This is a genomic window from Streptomyces sp. NPDC052064 (assembly GCF_055585925.1).
On sequence record NZ_JBVJJE010000008.1, the window covers coordinates 102,608 to 125,323 of the forward strand.

Sequence of the window (22,716 nt, forward strand, 5' to 3'; positions counted from 1 at the left end):
GTTACGCGACGGAATCTGTCGACCAGGTGTCGAGTCCGCCAGGAAAAGGCAGGACGCTGTGTCAGTGGTGGGTGCCAGACTCGCGTGCATGGAGGAGATCACGGGGGCGATCGGCTCCCGGGACGCCCTGATCGGGGCGTCCCGCGCCGGCGCGAAGATCAGGTATCTGCACTTCTGGGGGCACCGGCCGCGGCCGGACGGCCGGATCGGGGCGAGCTGCCTGAGCCAGTGGTGGCCGGCGCCGTTCACGGTGGACGGCGTGGAGTACGCGACGGCCGAGCACTGGATGATGGCGGGCAAGGCCCGGCTGTTCGAGGACGCGACGGCGGGGCGTGCCGTGCTTGCCGCCGGGCGTCCCGCCGAGGCGAAGAAGGCCGGGCGGCTGGTGCGCGGGTTCGACGAGGCGATATGGCAGCGGGAGCGGTTCCGGATCGTCGTGGAGGGCAGCGTCCACAAGTTCGGGGCGCATCCCAGGCTGCGGGAGTTCCTGCTGAGCACCGGTGACCGGGTGCTGGTCGAGGCGAGCCCCGTGGACCGGGTGTGGGGCATCGGACTGGCCGCGGACGACGAGGCTGCGGCTGATCCGGAGCGGTGGCGGGGGCCGAACCTGCTGGGCTTCGCGCTGATGGAGGCGCGGGAGCGGCTGCGCCGGGCGTAAGCGGGGCATGAGCGGGAGGCCGGCCCGGTGGGACCGGCCCCCGTGCCGCAGCTTCAGGCAGCCGAGCCGAGCCCGCCCATGATGCTGGCGAAGAGCAGGAAGCCCAGCAACGGCAGGATCACGGTGGCGATGATGCCGCAGACCAGTCCGGCGGTCGCCGCGCCCTTGTTGGTGGCCTCACCTCGGGTGGCCTTGCCCCGGCCGATGGCGCCGAAGATGATCGCCAGGATGCCCAGGATCACGCCGAAGAACCACAGCAGGAAGGTCACGCTGCACACCACGCCGATGATGCCCAGCACCAGACCCGTGGTTCCCATGCCGTTGCTCGGCTGCGCGGGCATCGTGTAGCCGGGCGCCTGGGGGTAGCCCGCGGGCGGCGCGGCCGGGTAGCCGGGGCTGCCCTGGGGGTAGCCGTAGCCGGGGCCGCCCTGCTGCGGATAGCCGTATCCCGGGGCCGGCTGCAGCGGGGCCTGGGACGGCGGTCCGAACCCACCTGGCGTGGGGTTGGTGTTGGACATGGACGATCTCCCCTCGTTGTCAGACCAGGGAATCGTAGTGGCCCAAGTCCGCCGCGCAGTACGGCTGTTTCAGTGGTGGGACGGGGCGGTGGCCACCGGGGCGATCGCGCCGTAGTACGGGTCGTCGTCGTACGGATCGCCGCCGTTGATCGCGGCCGTGATGCCGACGGCTATCAGGACGATCACCGCGATGCCGAGGACGATCCCGATGATGCCCATGATCAGGCCGGCCTGGGCCTGACCGTGGTTGGTGGCCACTCCGGCCTCGGCGCGCTTGCGGCCCTTGATGCCGAAGACGACGGCGAGGATGCCGGTGACCAGGGAGACCACGCCGTACAGACAGAAGAGCGTGCAGGAGACGATGCCCAGCACCATCGCCGCGATGCCCATGCCGTTCTGCGGCGCCATGGGCACGCCGGGCCAACCGTAGCCCGCCTGGGGGTAGCCGGGGTAGCCGTAGCCGCCGGTTGCTCCCGGGCCGGTGGGGGCGGCGGGCGGGGGCGGGACAGCGCCGGTGTTGGAGGTGCCGAACTGTGGCGTGCCGGTGGGCGGGGTGAAACCCACGCTCGGCATCGAGGTGACCGTGGCCTGGTCGTGCACGGAGGGCGGCCCCGCGGTGGGGGGCTGGTCCTTGTCGAGTGACGGCCGGTCCTCCGGGGGCGCCCACGGGTCGTGGGCGCCGCCTCCGCCTGGCTGCGTCGAGTCGGTCATGGTGCATCCCCCTGGGTCGATCGTGCCGCCATGCTACGGGGCCGTTCGGTGCGTGCCGCAGCGCGGGTTGCGTTGAGGCTGGTCGCACAGTGCCCCGCCCCCCTCAGGGGCTCTGCTCCAGAGCCTACGATGAGACCCGATTCATCGATCAGCCGATCACCCGCGTCCCTCCCGCCGTGTGCCGACAGGGGCGCCGTTCCGGGGAGGAACCCTTGACCGAGCATCTCGTCGACCCCCGTGCCCCGCGCGACCTCACAACCTTCGTCGCCGGGCTGCCCAAGGCCGAACTGCATGTGCACCACGTGGGCTCCGCCTCCCCCCGGATCGTGTCCGAGCTGGCCGCCCGGCATCCCGACTCGAAGGTTCCGACCGACCCCGGGGCCCTGGTCGACTACTTTTCTTTCACCGACTTCGCCCACTTCATCGAGGTGTACCTGTCGGTCGTCGACCTGATCCGCACCCCGGAGGACGTCCGGCTGCTGACCTACGAGGTGGCCCGTGACCTGGCCCGGCAGCAGGTGCGGTACGCCGAGCTGACCATCACCCCGTTCTCCTCCACGCGCCGCGGCATCGACGAGCGCGCCTTCATGGACGCGATCGAGGACGCCCGCAAGGCCGCCGAGGCGGATTTCGGGACCGTGCTGCGCTGGTGCTTCGACATCCCCGGCGAGGCGGGGCTCGAAGCCGCCGAGGAGACGACCCGGCTCGCCACCGAGGACCGGCTGCGCCCGGAGGGCCTGGTCTCCTTCGGTCTGGGCGGGCCCGAGGTCGGCGTGCCGCGTCCGCAGTTCAAGCCGTACTTCGACCGGGCGATCGCCGCCGGGCTGCACTCGGTACCGCACGCCGGTGAGACCACCGGTCCGGAGACGGTGTGGGACGCCCTCACGCATCTGCGGGCCGAGCGCATCGGCCACGGCACCAGCTCCGCGCAGGACCCGAAGCTCCTCGCCCACCTCGCCGAGCACCGGATCCCGCTGGAGGTGTGCCCGACCTCCAACATCGCCACGCGCGCGGTCCGCACCCTCGACGAGCACCCGATCAGGGAGTTCGCCGAGGCCGGGATCGTCGTCACGATCAACTCCGACGACCCGCCGATGTTCGGCACCGACCTCGACAACGAGTACGCGGTCGCCGCCCGGCTGCTCGACCTCGACGAGCGGGGCCTGGCCGACCTGGCGAAGAACGCCGTCGAGGCGTCCTTCCTGGACGCGGCGGGCAAGGACCGGATCAAGGAGGAGATCGACACGTACACCGCCGGGTGGCTCGACCGGTGACGCCCTCCATCGAGCGCCCCGAGCGCCCCGGGCGGCTCATGACCGCCGTGGCCCACCGTGGCGACCCCTACCGCCACCGCGAGAACACCGTCGCCTCGCTGCGTTCCGCGCTCGACCGGGGCGCGGACGCGGTGGAGATCGACGTACGGCTCACCCGGGACGGCGTGCCGGTGCTGCTGCACGACAGGACGCTGAAGCGGCTCTGGGAGCAGGAGCGGCCGGTGCTCGCGCTGTCCTGGGAGGAGCTGCGCGGGCTGACCGCCGGCGGGGTTCCGGCCCTGACGGAGGCGCTGGCCGCGACCGACGGCCACCGGGTGATGATCGACCTGCCCGGCTCGCCCGACGTGCGTGCGGTGCGGCGGGTGATGGACGCCGTACGGCAGGCCGGGGCGGCGGACCGCGTCTACTACTGCGCGGGCGCCGACGCCATGCTCGCCGTGCGCGCGGCGGACCCGGCCGCCGAGATCGCCCTCACCTGGACGACCCTGGCCCCGCCCCGGCCCGTCCTGCTGGAGGCGATCCGCCCGCGCTGGCTCAACTACCGCTTCTCACTGGTGGACCGCCCCCTCGCCGACCGTGTTCACCGCGACGGCTACCTGCTGTCCGTCTGGACCCCCGACACGCGCCGCTCCATGCGACGGCTGCTGGACGCGGGGGTGGACTCGATCACGACCAACCGCATCGACGTGCTGTGCGCTACACGCGCGAGCGCTGCGGGACCGTCGCCGGATCGGCCGGGGCCGAACGCGTGACGTACTGCGGCACCGGCGCGCTGTCCGTGCCGGTGTCGCGGACGAGCCCGTAGCGGATCGCGCCCTGATCGGGGCCCTCGTTGATGTCCTTGTCCACGGCCTGCCAACTCGACGGGAAGACGGCGATGCCGTAGTCGCAGCCGCGTTCGTTCTGGGTGAGGGTGACGCTGCCGTCGACGTAGAAGTACTCGTTCTGCCACATCTGCTGGGTGCCGGGCGGCAGCACCGCGTATCCGATGTCCGGGCCGCCCATACCGGTGGCGTAGCCGTTCGGGGCGCCGGGCAGCGGGTCGTCCATGCGGCGCGAGCCGCCGGAGGCCACGTGGAACAGCTTGCCCTTCAGGCCGGTCCAGGTCGGCATGACCACCCCGCCGGGCCGGGCGTGCGGCGAGATCTGCCAGCGGACCAGGACATAGCCCCGGCCGCTCAGCGTCACGCTGTCGCCACGGTGTTGCATGACGGCCCGCGGGCCGCCGGTGCTGGTGACGCCGGACTCGGGGCGGCGGGGCAGGTCGGCGGGCCGGGCATCCGGGTCGGGGGCGCGGTCGACGGCGTCGACGACCGAGCCGTACAGGTCGGCCTTCTTCGTCGCCGACGGGGAGGGCGTGGGGGTGGGCGAGGCGGAGGGCGGCGGTTCGGAGCCGGCCGTCGCCGTGGGGGTGACCGCGGCCCGGGGAGGCGGGGCGTCCTGCGGCTGGGTGACGACGTAGGCGCCGCCCGCCACGATCGTCGCGCCGGCGGTCATCGCGACGGCCGGCTTGGTGAGCGCGCCCAGCAGTTTGGCGGACCACCCGGCGGAGCCGGCGGCCACGGCCGTCTTGCCGCCGAAGGCGAGCGACAGTGTGAACCCGACGGGCAGCGGGACGAGCGCGATGCCGACCAGGAGGCGTTCCGCCGGTACGACCGTCTCGGGGGTGTCGCCGCAGTAGCCGCAGCCCCGGATGTGCCGGGCCAGCCGCTTGCGCCACACCGAGTCGGGCCGGCCGCCCCAGCGGCCGGTCAGCTCGCGCAGGTCGGGGCAGGCGCCGTCCAGGGCGCGGACGATGCCGCGCGAGGTCTCCAGGCGCTCCTTCATCCGCTGCACGCGCACGGCGGCGTGCTGCCGGGTGATGCCGACGGCTGCGGCCAGTTCGCGCCGGGTCAGTTCACCCGCGACCTCCAGCCACCACAGCGACAGCAGTTGCCGGTCCTCGTCGTCGAGCCACCGCACGGCCTCGGCGACCTCACGCCGCTGCCCCTCCAACTGGAGCCGCAGCACGGTCAGTTCGGCGAAGTCGGAGGCCGCCGCCTCCTCCAGCCGGTCCGGGGTCCGGCGCCGGGCGCGATCGCGTATCTGCCGCATGGCGATCGCCACCAGCCAGGACCGGAAGCTGTCCGGGTCGCGCAGCGAGCCGAGGTTGTCGACCGCGCGCAGCATGGTCTCCTGGACGACGTCGTCGACGTCGGCGTGACCGTTCAGGGCCCGGCCCACGATGTTGTAGACCAGGGGCAGCCAGCCCGCGACCAGCTCGTCCAGCGCCTGCCGGTCGCCGGACTGCGCCGCCGTGATGGTGGCGCGCCAGTGCTGACTGTCCACGGTGGCCTCTCGACGCCTGGGATCGCTGATGTTCCGCACGCACCCTCTCAGGTAGGACCGGGATCTTGGCTATGCCGGGGATCACAGACGGAGACGGTGTGAAGGACTTGCGGATAACACTTTTCTGCGCGGACCACCGGACAGCGCAGACGGCGGCTAAGCCGCCGGCACCGGTACCGGACGCGGACCGAGAGCCTCCAGCCGCTTGATCTTCCGCCGCACGATGTACAGCGGAATCACCCCGAGCACCCCGAAGGACATGTCGATCACCGACCACCAGAAGGGGATCTGGCGGATCGGTCCGCAGATCAGGGCGAGCGGAACAATGCCCGCGCAGGCGATCATGCCGAACTCGACGACCCAGATGTTGCGGACCGGATCGCGGTACGGCCCGAGGAAAGCGACCGCGATCACCAGGTGCGCGAAGGCCAGCCAGTCCGTGCCGTAGAGCAGGAACGGGTAATCCGCATCGGCCTCGTCGAGCCCGGCCCGGACCCGCTCGATCCACTCCGTCAGACCGGGCAGGTACTCCCCCACGGACAGCGCCCGCAGCAGGTCCTCGGTCCAGCGCAGTTCGTGCACCAGAGGAAAGGCCGTGGCGCCGCTGAGCACCAGACACACGACGAAGAAGACCAGCCACGCGCGAATGCCCTTCTCAAGGGCGGCTCTGTCGCTCATGAGCGCACTCTACGCCCGTTCTTGAACATGTTCAAAAAGCTGCCGGGTGCGAAACCCACTTGCAGACGCACGAGCGGCCCCGGACGGAAACCGACCGTCCGGGGCCGCAAGCAGCGTGCTCGGGTGACTACGCGTCCAGCGACGTCATCACGTGCTTGATCCGCGTGTAGTCGTCGAAGCCGTACGCCGACAGGTCCTTGCCGTAGCCGGACTTCTTGAAGCCGCCGTGCGGCATCTCGGCGACCAGCGGGATGTGCGTGTTGATCCAGACGCAGCCGAAGTCGAGCTTCTTGGACATCCGCATGGCGCGGCCGTGGTCCTTGGTCCACACGGAGGAGGCGAGCGCGTACTCGACGCCGTTGGCCCACTGCACCGCCTGGTCCTCGTCCGTGAAGGACTGCACGGTGATGACCGGGCCGAAGACCTCCTTCTGGATGATCTCGTCCTCCTGCTTGAGGCCCGAGACGACGGTCGGCGCGTAGAAGTAGCCCTTGTCGCCGACCCGCTTGCCGCCGGTCTCCACGCGCGCGTGCGCGGGCAGACGGTCGATGAAGCCCTCGACCTGCTTGAGCTGGTTGGGGTTGTTGAGCGGGCCGAACAGCACGTCCTCGTCGTCCGGCTGCCCGGTCTTCGTCTCGGCGGCGGCCTTGGACAGCGCCGAGACGAACTCGTCGTGGATGGACTCGTGGACGAGGACGCGCGTGGCGGCCGTACAGTCCTGGCCGGCGTTGAAGTAACCCGCGACCGAGATGTCCTCCACGGCCTTGGCGATGTCGGTGTCCTCGAAGACCACGACCGGCGCCTTGCCGCCCAGCTCCAGGTGGACGCGCTTGACGTCCTTGGAGGCGGACTCGGCGACCTGGATGCCGGCGCGCACCGAGCCGGTGATGGAGGCCATCGCCGGGGTCTCGTGCTCGACCATCATGCGGCCGGTCTCGCGGTCGCCGCAGATGACGTTGAAGACGCCCTTCGGCAGGATTCCGCCGAGGATCTCCGCGATCAGCACCGTGGACGCCGGGGTGGTGTCGGACGGTTTCAGGACGACCGTGTTGCCCGCCGCGATCGCCGGGGCGAACTTCCACACGGCCATCATCATCGGGTAGTTCCACGGAGCGACCTGCGCGCAGACACCGACCGGCTCACGGCGCACGATGGAGGTCAGGCCCTCCATGTACTCACCGGCCGAGCGGCCCTCGAGCATCCGCGCCGCACCCGCGAAGAAGCGGATCTGGTCGACCATCGGCGGGATCTCCTCGGAGCGGGTCAGCCCGACCGGCTTGCCCGTGTTCTCCACCTCGGCCGCGATCAGTTCCTCGGCGCGCTCCTCGAAAGCGTCCGCGATCTTCAGCAGGGCCTTCTGGCGCTCGGCGGGCGTGGTGTCGCGCCAGCCGGGGAAGGCCTCAGCGGCCGCCGCCATCGCGGCGTCCACGTCCGCCTGCCCGGACAGCGGAGCGGTCGCGTACGCCTCGCCCGTCGCGGGGTTGACCACCTCGGTGGTCCGTCCGTCGGCGGCGTCCCGGAACTCACCGGCGATGTAGTTGCGTAGCTTGCGCAGCCGTCCCAGCTCGGTGCTCACTGCCGGCCCTCCAGTTCGGATGTCCAGTACTTGAGACACCCACCCTAGTCGGCCGACCCACGTTTTCAACACCCCCGCTCCCTTCGATCGTGCGGAATTCGCAGGAGTCAGCTACCGAAACAACGGATTTCATCGATCGAGGCTTGCGGAACTGTCGAGACCTCGTGCACAGTGAGCTCGTGGCCAGTCGAAGCGCAGACCAGAAGGGCTCGCGGGAGCACCGCGAGTCTTCCCGCGAGTCCAGAAACGGCAGCTCGCCGCAGCTGGACGCCGTCTCCCTCGCGATCATCGAACAGCTCCAGGAAGACGGCCGCCGGCCGTACGCCGCCATCGGCAAGGCCGTCGGCCTGTCCGAGGCGGCCGTGCGCCAGCGCGTCCAGAAGCTGCTCGACCAGGGCGTGATGCAGATCGTCGCCGTCACGGACCCGCTCACCGTGGGCTTCCGCAGACAGGCGATGGTCGGCGTCAACGTCGAGGGCGACGTGGAGTCCGTGGCGGACGCGCTGACGGCCATGTCCGAGTGCGAGTACGTGGTGATGACCGCAGGCTCCTTCGACCTGATGGTGGAGATCGTCTGCGAGGACGACGACCACCTCCTGGACGTCATCAACAGACGCATCCGGGCCGTCCCCGGAGTGCGCTCCACCGAGAGCTTCGTCTACCTCAAGCTCAAGAAGCAGACCTACATGTGGGGAACCCGATAACCGTGAGGACCCGATAGCCGTGAGCAAGGACCTCTCCCAGACCGCGTACGACCACCTGTGGATGCACTTCACGCGCATGTCGTCGTACGAGAAGTCCCCCGTCCCCACCATCGTCCGGGGCGAGGGCACGTACATCTACGACGACCAGGGCAAGCGCTACCTCGACGGTCTCGCCGGCCTGTTCGTGGTGCAGGCCGGACACGGCCGCGTCGAGCTCGCCGAGACCGCCTCCAAACAGGCGCAGGAGCTGGCGTTCTTCCCGGTGTGGTCCTACGCCCACCCCAAGGCCGTCGAGCTGGCCGAGCGCCTCGCGCACCACGCGCCGGGCGATCTGAACAAGGTCTTCTTCACGACCGGCGGCGGAGAGGCGGTCGAGACCGCCTGGAAGCTCGCCAAGCAGTACTTCAAGCTGGTCGGCAAGCCCACCAAGCACAAGGTCATCTCCCGCGCGGTCGCCTACCACGGCACCCCGCAGGGCGCCCTGTCCATCACCGGCCTGCCCGCTCTGAAGGCACCCTTCGAGCCCCTCGTCCCGGGCGCCCACAAGGTCCCCAACACGAACATCTACCGGGCGCCGATCCACGGTGACGACCCCGAGGCCTTCGGCCGCTGGGCCGCCGACCAGATCGAGCAGCAGATCCTCTTCGAGGGCCCGGACACGGTCGCCGCGGTCTTCCTGGAGCCGGTGCAGAACGCGGGCGGCTGCTTCCCGCCCCCGCCCGGCTACTTCCAGCGCGTCCGCGAGATCTGCGACCAGTACGACGTGCTGCTCGTCTCCGACGAGGTCATCTGCGCCTTCGGCAGGCTGGGCACGATCTTCGCCTGCGACAAGTTCGGCTACGTCCCGGACATGATCACCTGTGCCAAGGGCATGACCTCGGGCTACTCCCCGATCGGCGCGTGCGTCGTCTCCGACCGCCTGGCCGAGCCGTTCTACAAGGGCGACAACACCTTCCTGCACGGCTACACCTTCGGCGGCCACCCGGTCTCCGCGGCCGTGGGCCTCGCCAACCTCGACCTGTTCGAGCGCGAGAACCTCACCCAGCACGTCCTCGACAACGAGGGCGCGTTCCGCTCCACCCTGGAGAAGCTCCACGACCTGCCGATCGTCGGCGACGTCCGCGGCAACGGCTTCTTCTACGGCATCGAGCTGGTCAAGGACAAGGCCACCAAGGAGTCCTTCGACGCGGACGAGACCGAGCGGATCCTGTACGGCTTCCTCTCCAAGAAGCTGTACGAGAACGGCCTGTACTGCCGTGCCGACGACCGCGGCGACCCGGTCGTCCAGCTCGCCCCGCCGCTGATCTCCGACCAGTCGACGTTCGACGAGATCGAGCAGATCCTGCGCGCCACCCTGTCGGAGGCGTGGACGAAGCTCTGATCGTCGCGCTGACGTCGCTCCGATCGTCTGCCTGGATGATCAACACCGGCCCCGGTGCCCCCCGTTCGAGTGAGAAACGGCGGCCCGGGGCCGCGTGCTGTCCGGCGGCCCGCCGCCTTCTGCCTAGCGTGCCAGTGACCGATCGACCCTGCCTTCGTTCCCCCGCGCGGGGGATGGACACGGGAACTGCGGATCTGAACCGAGGTGTACGCCCATGGAGGCCCAGCCGGACAACGACGTGCTCTGGGCACGCGCCCTGCACTTCCAGCACGAGGACGGCTCCCCCGCGCTCAGCGGTGTCTCGCTCGGCGTCCGGGAGGGCGAGATCCTCGCCGTCAGCGGCCCGCGCGGCAGCGGCAAGACGACCCTGCTGCGGTGCATGTCCGGCCTGGTGCCCGTCCGGCGCGGCGAGGTCTGGTTCAACAGCGTGCCCGTGCACACCATGGGCCCCCTCACCCGCGAGCGGCTGCGCCGCGACCGCTTCGGCTGGATCGACCCGGCCCCCTCGCTGGTCCCGGAGCTCAACGCCTGGGAGAACGCCGCCCTGCCGCTGATGCTGCGCGGCACCAGCCGGCGCCGCGCCAAGACCGTGGCCCTGGAGTGGCTCGAGCGCCTGGACATCGGTGAGGGGGCCCACAAACGCCCGCACCAGCTGGTGCAGGCCGAGCGGCAGCGGGTGTGCATCGCCCGCGCCCTCGCCCCCGCCCCGTCGGTCCTGTTCGCCGACGAGCCCACGGCACCCCTGCACCGCGCCGACCGCGCCCATGTGCTGCGCACCCTCACCACGGCGGCCCGCTCCCACGGCATCACGGTCGTCCTGGCCACGCACGACGCGGAGACCGCGGCGCTCGCCGACCGCACGGTGTCCCTGCTCGACGGGCGGCACGTGCAGACGGTGCACCTGCCGCCGGTCGCCGAACCCACCGAGACGGAAGGCCGGGCCGCGTGCTCGCTCTCCGTCTGACCCGCGGCGCCCACCCCGCCGTCCAGCTGCGCCGCCTCCTGGTCGCGGCGGCCTCGGCGGGGACGGGTTTTCTGTTGCTCTGCGCCCTGGGCTACGCACTGGGCCACCCCGGCTCCACCGGCGCCGCCCTCCTGCGGCTGGCCTGGTGCGTGGTTCCCCTGGCCGCCATGGTGTACTTCGCGGTCGCGGTGGCCCGCACCGACCCCGGTACGAAGCCCCGCCCCGGCCTGTCCGCGATCGGCCTCGGCCCACTGCGCCTGATGGCCGTCTCGGCGACGACGACGGCCCTGTCCTGCACGCTGGGCTCGATGCTGGCCCTGCTGTTCTTCCTGCACCTGCGCGGTGACCTGACGGGCCTGCCCTTCGACGGCGCGGCCGCCGAGGCTCTCGCGGCGGACCAGCCGCTGCCGCTCCCGGGAACCCTGACGCTGCTCGCGATCGTGCCCGGAGCCGCGTCGGTGGCGGTGGCGCTGGCGCTGCGGCCGAGGGAGGCGAGGCCGGTCCCGTCCCGGACGGCCGGGATGTACGGCCGTTTCGGCGCGTACCGGCGCACGAGCACACGCGAGACCTTCGGGGCGTACGGCCGATTCGGCCGGCAGATCGTCCGGCCCACGGACGGTCGTGCCACCGGGCCCGCTGAGTCGGCCGAGTCGGCCGAGTCGGCCGGGACGAACGGGCAGAACGGGCCTGCCGGGCAGAACGGCGGGCCGCCCCCGGCGCGGACGGGCGCGTCCGTGCCGGCAGCGGCCATGGGCTCGACCACGCGGAGCGCCGGGAGCACGGTGAGCGCGGTCGAGGACCCCGCCGAGCTGTCCGGCCCTCGGACGGCGGCGCCGGAGGCCGTGAGCGCCGATCTCCCGGCCGGGAACCCCGCTCGGCAGTCCGCCCCGCACCTGGCGGTGCCCGACCTGTCGGCCGGGCACGCCGCGACACCGGACACCGCAGTCTCCGACGCAGCCCTGCCGGACACCCCCCTGTCCGACGACGCCCCCACCGCCGCCCCCTCCGGTCTCCCCTGGGGCATCACCGTCCTGGCCGCGGGCCTCGCCGTGGAGACCTACACGAGCCGTACCGCCCCCACGCCCCCCGACCTCACCTTCTCCGGCGCCTCCCCCGGCGTCCTGGCGGGCTGGGCGTTCGCTGCCGTCGGTCTGGCCCTGGCCGGTCCGGGCCTGACCCATCTGTGCGGACGGCTGCTCCAGTCGGCCCGCCCCGGCGCCCTCCGGCTCCTGGCCGGCCGGATCCTCATGGCGGAGGCCACCCGGATCGGCCGCCCCCTGGGCGTGGTCTGCGCGGTGCTGGCGGCCGCGTGCGCCATGGCGCTGCTGCACGCCCCGGACGGACTGTCGCTCGGTCCGCTCACCATGCTCGGTGTGCTGCTGGTCACCGGCTGCACGGTGGCGACGCTCCTCACGGCCGCCGTCGAGGCCCGCCAGGCCCGCGCCGACACCACCGCCGCGCTGCTGCGTCTCGGCGCCCCCGCGACGATGCTGCGCAGCGCCGCCGCCCTCCGCGCGGGCGCGCTGCTGGCCCTGTTCGGCCCGCTGACCCTGACGGTCGCCGAACTGGCGGCCTTGCCGCTGGCCCGCTGAAGCCCGCTGGAAAACTCGTACGAAAAAATCTCCGTACGGCGATGAGTTCCGCTCCGACCCCCGGTCTATCCCCGCGTAACGACACGGACCCGATGGGAGAGACCCGGCATGTACCAGCAGATGATCTTCGTGAACCTGTGCGTCAGCGACCTCGAAGCCTCGAAGAAGTTCTTCACGGAGCTCGGCTACTCGATCAACGAGCAGTTCAGCGACGACAGCACCGCCTCGGTCGTGATCAGCGAGACCATCGTGGTGATGGTGCACACCAAGGAGAAGTACTCCCAGTTCACGAAGAAGGAGATCGCGGACGCGAAGAAGACCAGCGAGGTGCTGATCGCGCTGAGCTCCGAGAGCCGCGAGAAGGTCGACGAGCTGGTCGAGAAGGCGGTCGCGGCGGGCGGTTCCGTCTCCGGCGAGACCCAGGACCACGGGTTCATGTACGGCCGCGCCTTCGACGACCCGGACGGCCACACCTTCGAGGTCGTGTGGATGGACCCGGCGGCCGTCGAGGGCTGAGACGCGCTGTGCCAGCATGGGCGCGTGCAGACGATGCCCGCCCATGCGGCCCACCACGACGACCGTGAGATCGAGACGCTGGAGGAATTCGACGCGACCGTCTCGGCGCGCGGCACGCTCGCCGGTCACCGCGTCCAGGCCGTCGACCTGACGGACCGTACGCGCGAACTGCTCGGCACGGACACGGCGGGTGCCGTCTTCCTCGGCTGCGCGATGCGCGAGGAGGCCGCCGCGAAGATCCGCACGGACGGCGCCCTGGTCTTCCCGCCGGTCCCGGACCTGCCCTTCGACCCGTACCGCGGCCATGTCTACTCGCCGGACGAGCTCTTCGAGTCGCTGGCGGACGGCTACGAGGCCACGCCCGACGCCCAGGCGTACGCCTGGTTCCAGCGCACGAAGGCGGACCGGGACATCTACGCCTCCATGCTGCGCTCGGTCCACGACGACTCGGTCTCCGACGCACTCGACGAACTCCTGTCCGGGGCCCCGGTCGTGGGCGTGATGGGCGGCCACGCGATGGCCCGTGGCACGGTGGAGTACGCGGGGGCGGCGCGGCTCGGCCGAGAGCTGACCCGTGCCGGTTTCACGGTCGCCACGGGCGGCGGACCGGGCGCGATGGAGGCCGCGAACCTCGGCGCCCACGCCGCCCCGTTCGGCGACGAGATGCTCGCCGAGTCGCTCGAACTGCTCGCCAAGGCACCGCACTTCACTCCGTCGATCACCCAGTGGGCGACGGCCGCCTTCGAGATACGCACGCGCTGGCCGCAAGGCGGGCGTTCCGTGGGGATCCCGACCTGGTTCTACGGCCATGAGCCGCCGAACGCCTTCGCGTCGCACATCGCCAAGTACTTCGCCAACGCCACCCGCGAGGACGGTCTGCTGGCCCGGTCGAACGCGGGCGTGGTGTTCCTGCCGGGCGCCGCCGGCACCGTACAGGAGATCTTCGACAACGCGACGCCCAACTACTACGAGTCGCGCGGCGAGCCGACGCCGATGGTGCTCGTGAACCGCGCGCACTGGACGGAGAGGCTGCCGACGTGGCCGCTGCTCCAGTCGCTGGCCAGGGGCCGTTCGATGGAGGCGCGGATCGCGCTGGTGGAGCGGATCGAGGAGGCGCCGGAGGCGTTGAAACGTCTCGGCGGTTAATAAGCTGGCAAAGCAAGTGCTTGCAAGCTGCATATGCGTTGACACTACTTATGCGGCGCTTATAGACCTGGGAGCCTCCCGGTAGTGCTGATGTTCCGTCAACACTGCCTCCACCCCCCGCATTTGCGCATCCTGTAAAGGACAAACGTGGCAGTTCTGTCCGTATCACGCCGTACGGCTTCGCGCCGTACCGTCGCACGTTCCGTGCGGATCCTCGGTGTCGTCTCCGCCTCGGCCGCGCTCGCGCTCGGTGCCGCCGGCAACGCGCTCGCCTGCAACATCAACGAGTTCTCGGCCGAGGCGAAGTGCGACGGCGACAAGGGCGTCATCACCGTCACCGACGTGGACCCCGCCGGTGTCCCGGCGACGGTCACCGTGTACCTGGAGAACAACGGCGCCGACGTGAAGAAGGTCGGCGAGCAGGTGGTCAAGGGCTCGCGCGAAGGCACCACCATCACCTTCGCCGAGGACTGGAAGCCGAACGCGGAGTACCGCATCCACGTCAAGGCCACTCCGTACGTCGACGAGGACATCAAGCCGAACCTCGTCACCCCGGCCACCGCCTGCAAGAAGGAAGAGGAGGAGCCGCCGGCGACTCCGCCGGCCACGCCGACCCCGTCGGCCTCCCCGTCGAAGCCGGCCGAGGAGACCGACACCCCGGCTCCGTCGCCGTCGGAGAGCGAGAGCACCACGCCGGCGGGCAACGCGCCCGCGCCCGCGGCCGGTGACTCCAACCTCGCCGAGACCGGTGCCAACTCCAACACCGGCATCATCGCCGGCATCGCGGCGGCCCTGGTCGTCGTCGGTGGCGGCGCGGTGTTCTTCGGCATGCGCCGTCGTGGGGCGAGCAGCAGCGACAGCTGACGCCGCGCATCAGCGCCCGGTGGTGGCCCGTCCCCCTCGTGGGGGCGGGCCATCGCCTGTCCCGGCCCTACCCGAACGTCGCCCGCTCCAGCCAGAACTCCAGCAGTTCCCGCTCCCCCAGCACCTCCAGCTCCGGGGCGTCCAGCGGCAGCCGGCGGTAGAACGCGAGCAGGACGGAGGTGAGCGGCCCGCGCAGGGCGACCGTGGCCTTCTCGTGGCCCCGGCGCCAGACGACACCGTCCTCGGTGAGCTCGATGAGCCTCCCCCACCCTTCGGGCGGGGGGACCTCCATCTCGCTTCGCTCGGCGTTCAGGCCGGACCCGGTGTCGGTGGCGTGCAGATGGATGCTGCGGCCCGGACCACGCAGTTCCCTCACCGTGTCGTGCGGTGCCGTCCGCTGCACGAACTCCACGATCTGGAGCCACTCGTCGATGGCGTCGGCGGCCACGTCGGGCGCGACCTCGTAGGGCAGTCCGGCGGCGAGCGTGGCGTCCGCGCGGTGCACGGTGATCTCGTGCGTCATCCGACGGGCCCAGAACCCGGAGTTGAGGATCCCCGCCCAGCTCCACACCGTCGTGTCCGGCCCGGCCTCCCGCAGCGATGCGACGACCCGCTCTCCGCTCTCCGCCAGCCATGCGTCCAGTACGGCGGCGTCACCCCGGGCTTCGGGTCCGGAGAGGCCCGGCACCCGCTCCTCGGGCACCTCCTCCTGGGCCCGGGTCCGCACGATGAACTCCACCCAGCGCAGGGCACCGCCCGTGTGCCGGGCCAGGTCCTCCAGCGACCAGTCCGGGCAGGTCGGCACGGTGGCGGACAGATCGGCGCCGGACGTCACCACGGACCTCAACTGAGCGACCTGGTGGGCGATTTCGTCGCAGTAGCGGTCGTGTAAGAGTAGCGTCATGCCCCGCACCATAGGCGGCAGCCGATCAGCCGAGCACCACGATTTCGGTCGCGTCGAACGCCACACCGACCTCGTCCCCGACCTCAGGTGCCGCCCGCAGCGCGCATGCCGCCTCCAGGCGCGGGGCGTCCTCCGGCTGGAGGTGGACGGCGACATGGGTGCCCTTGAAGGTGCGCGCGGCCACCGTGCAGCGCAGGCCCGAGTCGGCGGACACCAGGCGCACACCGGCGGGCCGCACCAGCAGGGTCCGTGTGCCCTGCGGGGCGCCCTCCGGCACCGGCACCTTGCCCCACGGCGTGTCCGCGGCCTCCGCCCCGACCGTCGCCTCGACGACGTTCTCGAAGCCGAGGAAGCGGGCCACGAACGCGTCGGCCGGCCGCTGCCACACTTCAAGAGGCGTACCGGACTGGGCGATCCGCCCGTCCCGCATCACCACGACCCGGTCGGCCAGCGCGAAGGCCTCCCCCTGGTCATGTGTCACGGCGAGCACGGTCGTGCCCAACCGGCCGAACAGTTCCTTCAGTTCGACGACCAGACGCTCCCTGAGCGACCGGTCGAGCTGCCCCAGCGGCTCGTCCAGCATCAGCAGCCGGGGGCTCGGCGCCAGGGCCCGGGCCAGCGCCACCCGCTGCTGCTCCCCGCCCGACAGCGCCGCGACGGCCCGGCGGGATGCGCCAGGCAGGCCGACCAGATCCAGCAACTCCTGTACGCGCTCGACCTGGTGCCGCTTCGCCGCCCCGTGCATACGCAGTCCGAAGGCGACGTTGCCGCCCACGTCCCGCTGCGGGAACAGCTGGTGGTCCTGGAACATCAGCCCGACCCCGCGCCGGTGCGCGGGCACGCCCGCCTGGTCGCGCCCGTCGAGCGACACCCGCCCGGAGTCGAGCGGCTGGAGCCCCGCCACCGCCCGCAGCAGCGTCGACTTGCCGCTGCCGCTGGGCCCGAGCACGCACACGATCTCGTGCTCGGCGACCTCCAGGTCGACGGCGTCCAGCACGGCACGCCCGCCGAAACGGACCGTCGCGCCCTCCAGAGCCAGCAGCATCAGAACTCCCCGTTCCGGTCGGTGCGAAGCCTCTCCAGCACCAGCAGGGCCACGGCGCAGACCACCATCAGAATCGTCGAAAGGGCCATCGCCTGGCCGTAGTTGAGCTCCCCGGGCCGGCCCAGCAGCCGCGCCACGGCCACCGGCAGCGTCGGGTTGTCGGGCCGCGCGATGAACACCGTCGCCCCGAACTCCCCGAGCGACACCGCGAAGGCGAATCCGGCCGCGATCAGCAGCGCCCGCCGCACCATCGGCAGATCCACCTCACGCCACACCCGCCAGGGCGAGGCCCCCAGCACCGAGGCCGCCTCCCGCAGCCGCACGTCCACCGCCCGCAGCACGGGCAGCATCGTCCGGACGACGAACGGCACACCGACCAGCGCCTGCGCGAGCGGCACCAGGATCCACGAGGACCTCAGATCCAGCGGCGGCTCGTCGAGGGCGATCAGGAACCCGAAGCCGACGGTCACCGCGGACACCCCGAGCGGCAGCATCAGCAGGGCGTCGAAGCCGCGCACGAACCGCCCGGCGTCCCGGCGGGTGAGCGCGACGGAGGCGAGACCGCCGATCACCACGGCGATGAGGGTGGCGGCGACGGCGTACGACAGCGAATTGCCGATCGCCTCGATCGGCGCCACCAGGAACACCCCGCCGTCGTCCCTGGTCAGCGCCCGGTAGTAGCCGAAGCCGGGAACGCCCAGGGACCGCTGGACCAGCACGGCGAGCGGCAGCAGGAGCAGCACGACGACGGTGACGAGCACCCCGCCCAGCAGCGCCCACTGCCCGGTGCCGCGCGGCCGGCGGGCGGTCACGGACGGGTCCACCAGCCGCAGCGCGGTCTCCCGCCGCCGTACGGTCCAGGCGTGCAGGGCGAGGATCGCGCCCACCGCGACGAACTGGATCAACGTCAGTACAGCCGCCGTGGACAGGTCGAAGATCTCCGACGTCTGCCGGTAGATCTCCACCTCCAGGGTCGAGAAGGTGGGCCCGCCGAGGATCTGGACGACGCCGAAGGATGTGAAGGTGAACAGGAAGACCATGAGCGCGGCGGCGGCCACGGCGGGGGCGAGGGCCGGCAGGGTCACCTTCCGCCAGGCCTTCAGAGGCGACGCTCCGAGCATCCGCGCGGCCTCCTCCTGCCGCGGGTCGAGCTGCGCCCAGAGCCCGCCGACGGTCCGTACGACGACCGCGTAGTTGAAGAAGACGTGCGCGAGCAGGATCGCCCACACGGTGGTGTCCAGCCGCACGCCCCACATTTCGTCGAGCAGCCCGCCGCGCCCGACCAGCGCCAGGAACGCCGTGCCGACGACGACCGTCGGCAGCACGAACGGCACGGTCACGACCGCCCGCAGGACCTGCTTGCCCGGGAAGTCGAAGCGCGCGAAGACATACGCGCCGGGGAGCGCGACCAGCAGCGTGAGCGCGGTGGAGACAATCGCCTGCCAGGTGGTGAACCACAGGACGTGCCGGACATCGGACTGCGCCAGCACCTCCCCGATCCGCCCGAACTGCCAGACCCCCTCGACCTTCAGACCGCGCGCGACGATCGCGGCGACGGGGTAGGCGAAGAAGACCGCGAAGAACGCGACGGGCACGGCGATGAGCCCGAGCCGCGCCGCGCTCCCGCGCCGGTCCTCGCGGACGGTTACTTCAGTACGAGCGAGGTCCACGACTTGACCCACTGGTCACGGTTGTCGGCGATCTTCGCCGGATCCATGGTCTCCGGGTCCTTGGCCTGCGGCCCGTACTTCACGAACTCCGGCGGCACCTGGGCGCCCTCGCGCACCGGGTACACGTACATGTTGAGCGGCATGTCCTCCTGGAACCGCTCGCTGATCAGGAAGTCGAGGAACGCCTTGCCGCCCTTGGTGTTCTTCGCGTTGCTCAGCAGCCCGGCGTACTCGACCTGCCGGAAGCAGGTGCCCTGCGCGACCCCGGTCGGTGCCGCGGCCGGCTTCGGGTCGGCGTAGACGACCTCGATGGGCGGCGAGGAGGCGTACGACACGACGAGCGGCCGGTCCCCCTTGGCCTTCTTCCCACTGGCCGAGCCGGAGAACTCCTCGTTGTAGGCCTGCTCCCAGCCGTCGACGACCTTCACGCCGTTGGCCTTGAGCTTCTTCCAGTACCCCTCCCAGCCCCCGTCGCCGTACTTCGCGGCGGTGCCGAGCAGGAAGCCGAGGCCGGGCGAGGAGGTGGAGGCGTTCTCGGTGACCAGGAGGTTCTTGTACTGGGGCTTGACCAGGTCGGCGAGGCTCCGCGGCGGGTCGAGCTTGTGGTCGGCGAAGTACTTCTTGTCGTAGTTGACGCAGATGTCGCCGGTGTCGATGGGCGTGACCCGGTGCTTGTCCTGGTCGGCCCGGTACTCCGGCGCGATCCGGTCCGAGCCCTTCGGCTCGTACGGCTGGAAGAGACCGTTGTCGAGGGCGCGGGACAGCAGCGTGTTGTCGACGCCGAAGAAGACGTCGCCCTGCGGGTTGTCCTTGGTCAGGATGGCCTTGTTCACGGCCTGCCCGGCGTCGCCGTCCTTGAGGACGTTCACCTTGTAGCCGGACTGCTTCTCGAAGGCCGCGATGACGTCCTTCGAGGCGGCCCACGAGTCGTGACTGACGAGGGTCACGGTCTTGGAGTCGCCGGACCCCTGGCCGTCGTCGGACGACCCGCACGCGGCGAGCGCGCCGGCCATGCCGAGCCCGACGACCACTGCCGTCAGCCGCTTCTTGTTGTTGCTCACTGGATTCCTCCTGGAGTGACCAGGAGAAGACGCGGCCCTGCCCGGGACTTGTCGGGGGTCCCGGGCAGGGCGCAACAGCTCGAGTGATGACCGATCTCCCTACCCAGAATGACCTGGGCCAGGTTCGGAGGGTCTGCGGCCGTGTGCCGCACTCTCAGCGCTGTGGCGCTCCCCTGTCGGAATATGAAGGTGTCGGAAATGCAGGTGTGCTTACGCCGGTCAGACTACCGTTCGGTGGCCGCGAGCTGACCACACGCCCCGTCGATCTCCTGACCACGGGTGTCCCGGATCGTCACCGGCACACCATGGGCCGCGATCGCCTCCACGAACGCCTTCTCGTCCTCGGGGCGCGAGGCGGTCCACTTGGAGCCTGGCGTCGGGTTGAGCGGGATCAGGTTCACATGCACGGGCCTGCCCTTGAGCATCCGCCCGAGCCGGTCACCGCGCCAGGCCTGATCGTTGATGTCCCGGATCAGCGCGTACTCGATGGACAGCCGGCGTCCGGACTTCGCCGCGTACTCGAACCCGGCGTCGAGGACCTCGCGCACCTTCCACCGCGTGTTCACGGGGACGAGGGTGTCGCGCAGCTCGTCGTCGGGGGCGTGCAGCGAGATCGCGAGGCGGCACTTGAGGCCCTCGTCGGCGAACCGGTGGATGGCAGGGACGAGACCGACCGTCGAGACGGTGATCCCGCGCTGCGAGAGCCCCAGCCCGTCGGGCTCGGGGTCGGTGAGCCGCCGGATGGAGCCGAGGACCCGGTTGTAGTTGGCGAGCGGCTCGCCCATGCCCATGAACACGATGTTGCTGAGCCGCGCCGGCCCGCCCGGCACCTCACCGTCCCTGAGCGCCCGCATACCGTCGACGATCTGGTGCACGATCTCGGCGGTGGACAGATTCCGGTCGAGCCCCGCCTGCCCGGTCGCACAGAACGGGCAGTTCATCCCGCACCCGGCCTGCGAGCTGATGCACATGGTCACCCGGTCCGGGTAGCGCATCAGCACGGACTCGACGAGCGTCCCGTCGAACAGCCGCCACAGTGTCTTGCGCGTGGTGCCCTGGTCGGTCGACAGATGCCGCACGACGGACATCAGCTCGGGGAGCAGCGCCTCCTGAAGCCGGCCGCGGGAGCCGGCCGGGATATCGGTCCACTGCTCCGGATCGTGCGCGTACCGCGCGAAGTAGTGCTGCGAGAGCTGCTTGGCACGAAACGGCTTCTCCCCGACAGCGGCAACGGCCTCCTTGCGCTCGGCAGGAGTGAGGTCGGCGAGATGCCGCGGCGGCTTCTTGGCTCCGCGCGGGGCTACGAAAGTGAGTTCTCCGGGTGCAGGCATAACCCGTCCAGTGTGGCAGATCAACTCCGGGAGCCCAGGCCAGAGAGGGGTGGGGGCGGTCACCCGTGATCACCGTCTGTCATCGTCGATCAGCTCGCACGGCTCAGGGGCGGCCCAGGGACGGCCCAGGGGGCTCTGCCGTTTTCAGCCCGCCACACGCCAACCGGAATCATGTGTCAAACGTGTCGATGATTCCGGTTCGCGAACACGACGAAGAACACCTCATCGGCGATCCGGGATATGAGATCGCCAAAGGCTTGGGTCATTCGCAATTCCACGAGAGTCGCAGCAAGGCGTTCCCGACGCGGTGCGGGTCTTCGCCGTCCGGCGACGTGCTACGCATAGATGGCCCATTGGGCGTCGGATTGTCGAGGATCAAGAAAAGAGGTTCTCCGATGATCCCGTATTTCATCACCGCCGCGCCTGCCGGGAAGAGCGGAATCTCTCTGCCAACCGGGCGAGACGCTGACCAGCGTGTCTCCGGCCAGCTCTGCTGTTCCCCGACACTCCCCTCTGTTCGCCGTTCCGTCGGGCACGTCAGGGGCACGGCGTCACTCGTAGATCCGGGCAGCATCGGAGAGGCGAAGGTCGCCGACGACGCGGAAGCGTTCCAGAACCACCAGCGTCGTGTCGTCGACGGCAAAGCCGGGGTCCTCCAAGGCCGCACGCATCTCCTCGCTGTGCCAGAACCGCTCGTGCCCTTCGCGCCACTCCGCCACACTGGTGTGCCCTTCGCCCTCATCTGTCACGTGAGCAAGATCCACCTGCGCCAGCCGGACGACGCGCACGCTGGTCACCTCGATAACCGCAACCGGCCGATCGTCCGAGTCGATGACCACCGAACGGTTCCCGACTTCCGGCAAGGGCTCTCCCTCATGCTCGTAGGCGACGACTAGTCCTGTTGTGGAGGTCTTGGAACCATTGAGGATCGCTGAGACAAGCTGGTCGCGCAGTGAGCCAGGGAAGGCGAACTCGGTCCTGGGCATCGACGCGATGTCTGCGGGTGAGATGGAGTCGGGCGTCATGCGATCACCGTAGCGACCCCACCCCGAGCAGGTCAGAACGTTAAGGGGCCCACGCGGTCGGCGGAACGGCTTTGGCCGGGAGCTGCTTTGGCGCGAGTGATCATGGCCCCGTAAGCTTCCGGCGCGTCGGGCAGTCTGTGGACCTGCCCGTTGAAGCACGACGTTGGGGCCATGATCTTGGAGGCTCGCCCCAAAGTGGCTGCCTAAAGCCGTGGAGCCGACCGCCCCAGCCACAGAGGGTGCCTTCCCCCTTCATGCCCGCAGCCGCCGAGCGCGCCGCCGACGCGGCCAGCCGGGGCCAACGCCAACTTCAACATCCAGGAGTGGAAGCCCGGCCTTGCGGTGGCCGGCCTTATCCCGACGCCGGAACCCGGGGAGCCGTACACCTCCGCCCGGCAGCACGGAATGCACGCCCTTCGCCACTTCTACGCCTCGGCCTCCTGGACGCGGGCGAGAGCATCAAGGCCGTGAGCGAATATCTCGGGGACTCCGATCCGGCGATGACGCTGCGGGTGTACGCCCACCTGATGCCCAGCAGCGAGCGTGCCCGGAAGGCCATCGACACCACCTTCGATGGCTGCATTTCCTACGATCAGGCGTAGTCCGCGACTTGGGGAGGGCCTGATATGAGAGATCACGCAGGGAGACTGTTGACTTCCGGAGCACGGCGTCGTTGAGAGCCTTGGTGGAACTCGGGTAAAGGTGAAGGCCTTGACCGAGGCATTCTGACCAACTCGCAGAAGCAGGAACTGGAGCGGGTGTGGGAAGAG

At 70.6% G+C, this 22,716-nt stretch carries 21 protein-coding genes, 1 pseudogene and 1 riboswitch; of the genes and pseudogenes, 11 read left to right on the forward strand and 11 right to left on the reverse strand.

Going from position 1 to position 22,716, the window contains the following annotated elements:
- The first annotated feature begins 88 nt into the window (after positions 1-88).
- Positions 89-658 carry an NADAR family protein gene (locus tag ACZ6TU_RS22380; RefSeq protein WP_469550547.1) on the forward strand — a complete coding sequence of 190 codons (570 nt, stop codon included), beginning with the start codon at positions 89-91 and terminating at the stop codon, positions 656-658.
- Positions 659-711: 53 nt separating this feature from the next.
- Here ACZ6TU_RS22380 and ACZ6TU_RS22385 read toward each other — a convergent pair whose 3' ends face one another.
- Together ACZ6TU_RS22385 and ACZ6TU_RS22390 are read right to left on the reverse strand one after the other, a co-directional pair.
- Positions 712-1,176, reverse strand: a complete 465-nt coding sequence (locus tag ACZ6TU_RS22385; RefSeq protein WP_469550550.1) for a DUF4190 domain-containing protein — start codon at positions 1,174-1,176, stop codon at positions 712-714.
- 69 nt (positions 1,177-1,245) lie between these two features.
- On the reverse strand, positions 1,246-1,887 hold the full coding sequence (locus ACZ6TU_RS22390; protein ID WP_469550553.1) for a DUF4190 domain-containing protein: 642 nt from the start codon (positions 1,885-1,887) through the stop codon (positions 1,246-1,248).
- A gap of 155 nt (positions 1,888-2,042) precedes the next feature.
- Between ACZ6TU_RS22390 and ACZ6TU_RS22395 the strand changes: the two genes are divergently transcribed.
- Positions 2,043-3,161 (forward strand): adenosine deaminase, encoded by a 1,119-nt coding sequence (locus ACZ6TU_RS22395; protein WP_469550902.1) that lies wholly within the window; start codon positions 2,043-2,045, stop codon positions 3,159-3,161.
- Positions 3,162-3,199: 38 nt separating this feature from the next.
- On the forward strand, positions 3,200-3,913 hold the full coding sequence (locus tag ACZ6TU_RS22400) for a glycerophosphodiester phosphodiesterase (protein ID WP_467677203.1): 714 nt from the start codon (positions 3,200-3,202) through the stop codon (positions 3,911-3,913).
- Here the strand turns inward: ACZ6TU_RS22400 and ACZ6TU_RS22405 are convergent.
- The 3 genes from ACZ6TU_RS22405 to ACZ6TU_RS22415 all read right to left on the reverse strand — a co-directional run bounded on the left by ACZ6TU_RS22405 (position 3,858) and on the right by ACZ6TU_RS22415 (position 7,743).
- Positions 3,858-5,489 (reverse strand): RNA polymerase sigma factor, encoded by a 1,632-nt coding sequence (locus ACZ6TU_RS22405; protein ID WP_467677056.1) that lies wholly within the window; start codon positions 5,487-5,489, stop codon positions 3,858-3,860. The genes ACZ6TU_RS22400 and ACZ6TU_RS22405 overlap by 56 nt on opposite strands.
- 156 nt (positions 5,490-5,645) lie before the next feature.
- Complete coding sequence (locus tag ACZ6TU_RS22410) at positions 5,646-6,167, reverse strand: hypothetical protein (protein ID WP_467677054.1); 522 nt, start codon at positions 6,165-6,167, stop codon at positions 5,646-5,648.
- Positions 6,168-6,294: 127 nt separating this feature from the next.
- The gene (locus ACZ6TU_RS22415; RefSeq protein ID WP_467677052.1) at positions 6,295-7,743 is read right to left on the reverse strand and encodes a gamma-aminobutyraldehyde dehydrogenase; all 1,449 of its coding nucleotides are present in this window, start codon (positions 7,741-7,743) and stop codon (positions 6,295-6,297) included.
- Between the two features lie 164 nt (positions 7,744-7,907).
- On the opposite strand from ACZ6TU_RS22415, the gene ACZ6TU_RS22420 reads away from it, so the two are divergent.
- From ACZ6TU_RS22420 to ACZ6TU_RS22450, 7 genes are all read left to right on the forward strand, one after another.
- Entirely contained in the window at positions 7,908-8,447 is a 540-nt protein-coding gene (locus ACZ6TU_RS22420; protein ID WP_467677050.1) for an Lrp/AsnC family transcriptional regulator, read from the forward strand.
- Positions 8,448-8,466: 19 nt separating this feature from the next.
- On the forward strand, positions 8,467-9,828 hold the full coding sequence (locus ACZ6TU_RS22425) for an aspartate aminotransferase family protein (protein WP_467677048.1): 1,362 nt from the start codon (positions 8,467-8,469) through the stop codon (positions 9,826-9,828).
- 214 nt (positions 9,829-10,042) lie between these two features.
- Complete coding sequence (locus ACZ6TU_RS22430) at positions 10,043-10,792, forward strand: ABC transporter ATP-binding protein (protein ID WP_467677046.1); 750 nt, start codon at positions 10,043-10,045, stop codon at positions 10,790-10,792.
- Positions 10,774-12,384: a hypothetical protein gene (locus ACZ6TU_RS22435; protein ID WP_469550558.1), complete on the forward strand. Its 1,611-nt coding sequence runs from the start codon at positions 10,774-10,776 to the stop codon at positions 12,382-12,384. The genes ACZ6TU_RS22430 and ACZ6TU_RS22435 overlap by 19 nt, the downstream gene beginning before the upstream one ends.
- A 108-nt stretch (positions 12,385-12,492) precedes the next feature.
- Positions 12,493-12,900 (forward strand): VOC family protein, encoded by a 408-nt coding sequence (locus ACZ6TU_RS22440; RefSeq protein ID WP_467677042.1) that lies wholly within the window; start codon positions 12,493-12,495, stop codon positions 12,898-12,900.
- A 24-nt stretch (positions 12,901-12,924) separates the two neighbouring features.
- The gene (locus ACZ6TU_RS22445) at positions 12,925-14,046 is read left to right on the forward strand and encodes an LOG family protein (protein WP_467677040.1); all 1,122 of its coding nucleotides are present in this window, start codon (positions 12,925-12,927) and stop codon (positions 14,044-14,046) included.
- Between the two features lie 204 nt (positions 14,047-14,250).
- Positions 14,251-14,910, forward strand: a complete 660-nt coding sequence (locus ACZ6TU_RS22450) for an LAETG motif-containing sortase-dependent surface protein (protein ID WP_467677038.1) — start codon at positions 14,251-14,253, stop codon at positions 14,908-14,910.
- A gap of 67 nt (positions 14,911-14,977) precedes the next feature.
- Here ACZ6TU_RS22450 and ACZ6TU_RS22455 read toward each other — a convergent pair whose 3' ends face one another.
- From ACZ6TU_RS22455 to ACZ6TU_RS22480, 6 genes are all read right to left on the reverse strand, one after another.
- Complete coding sequence (locus tag ACZ6TU_RS22455; protein WP_469550564.1) at positions 14,978-15,814, reverse strand: maleylpyruvate isomerase family mycothiol-dependent enzyme; 837 nt, start codon at positions 15,812-15,814, stop codon at positions 14,978-14,980.
- Between the two features lie 25 nt (positions 15,815-15,839).
- Positions 15,840-16,859, reverse strand: coding sequence for an ABC transporter ATP-binding protein (locus tag ACZ6TU_RS22460; RefSeq protein ID WP_467677034.1), 1,020 nt, complete (start codon positions 16,857-16,859; stop codon positions 15,840-15,842).
- On the reverse strand, positions 16,859-18,529 hold the full coding sequence (locus ACZ6TU_RS22465) for an ABC transporter permease (RefSeq protein WP_469550566.1): 1,671 nt from the start codon (positions 18,527-18,529) through the stop codon (positions 16,859-16,861). The genes ACZ6TU_RS22460 and ACZ6TU_RS22465 overlap by 1 nt, the downstream gene beginning before the upstream one ends.
- Positions 18,505-19,542: a thiamine ABC transporter substrate-binding protein gene (locus ACZ6TU_RS22470; protein WP_469550905.1), complete on the reverse strand. Its 1,038-nt coding sequence runs from the start codon at positions 19,540-19,542 to the stop codon at positions 18,505-18,507. The genes ACZ6TU_RS22465 and ACZ6TU_RS22470 overlap by 25 nt, the downstream gene beginning before the upstream one ends.
- A 126-nt stretch (positions 19,543-19,668) precedes the next feature.
- Positions 19,669-19,775, reverse strand: a riboswitch (TPP riboswitch).
- A 39-nt stretch (positions 19,776-19,814) separates the two neighbouring features.
- The gene (gene rlmN, locus ACZ6TU_RS22475; protein WP_467677030.1) at positions 19,815-20,921 is read right to left on the reverse strand and encodes a dual-specificity RNA methyltransferase RlmN; all 1,107 of its coding nucleotides are present in this window, start codon (positions 20,919-20,921) and stop codon (positions 19,815-19,817) included.
- 551 nt (positions 20,922-21,472) lie between these two features.
- Positions 21,473-21,946 (reverse strand): ASCH domain-containing protein, encoded by a 474-nt coding sequence (locus tag ACZ6TU_RS22480; RefSeq protein ID WP_469550569.1) that lies wholly within the window; start codon positions 21,944-21,946, stop codon positions 21,473-21,475.
- A 306-nt stretch (positions 21,947-22,252) separates the two neighbouring features.
- Here ACZ6TU_RS22480 and ACZ6TU_RS22485 point away from each other — a divergent pair.
- A pseudogene (locus tag ACZ6TU_RS22485) lies at positions 22,253-22,548 on the forward strand (site-specific integrase); the annotation flags it as partial.
- Positions 22,549-22,716 lie beyond the last annotated feature (168 nt).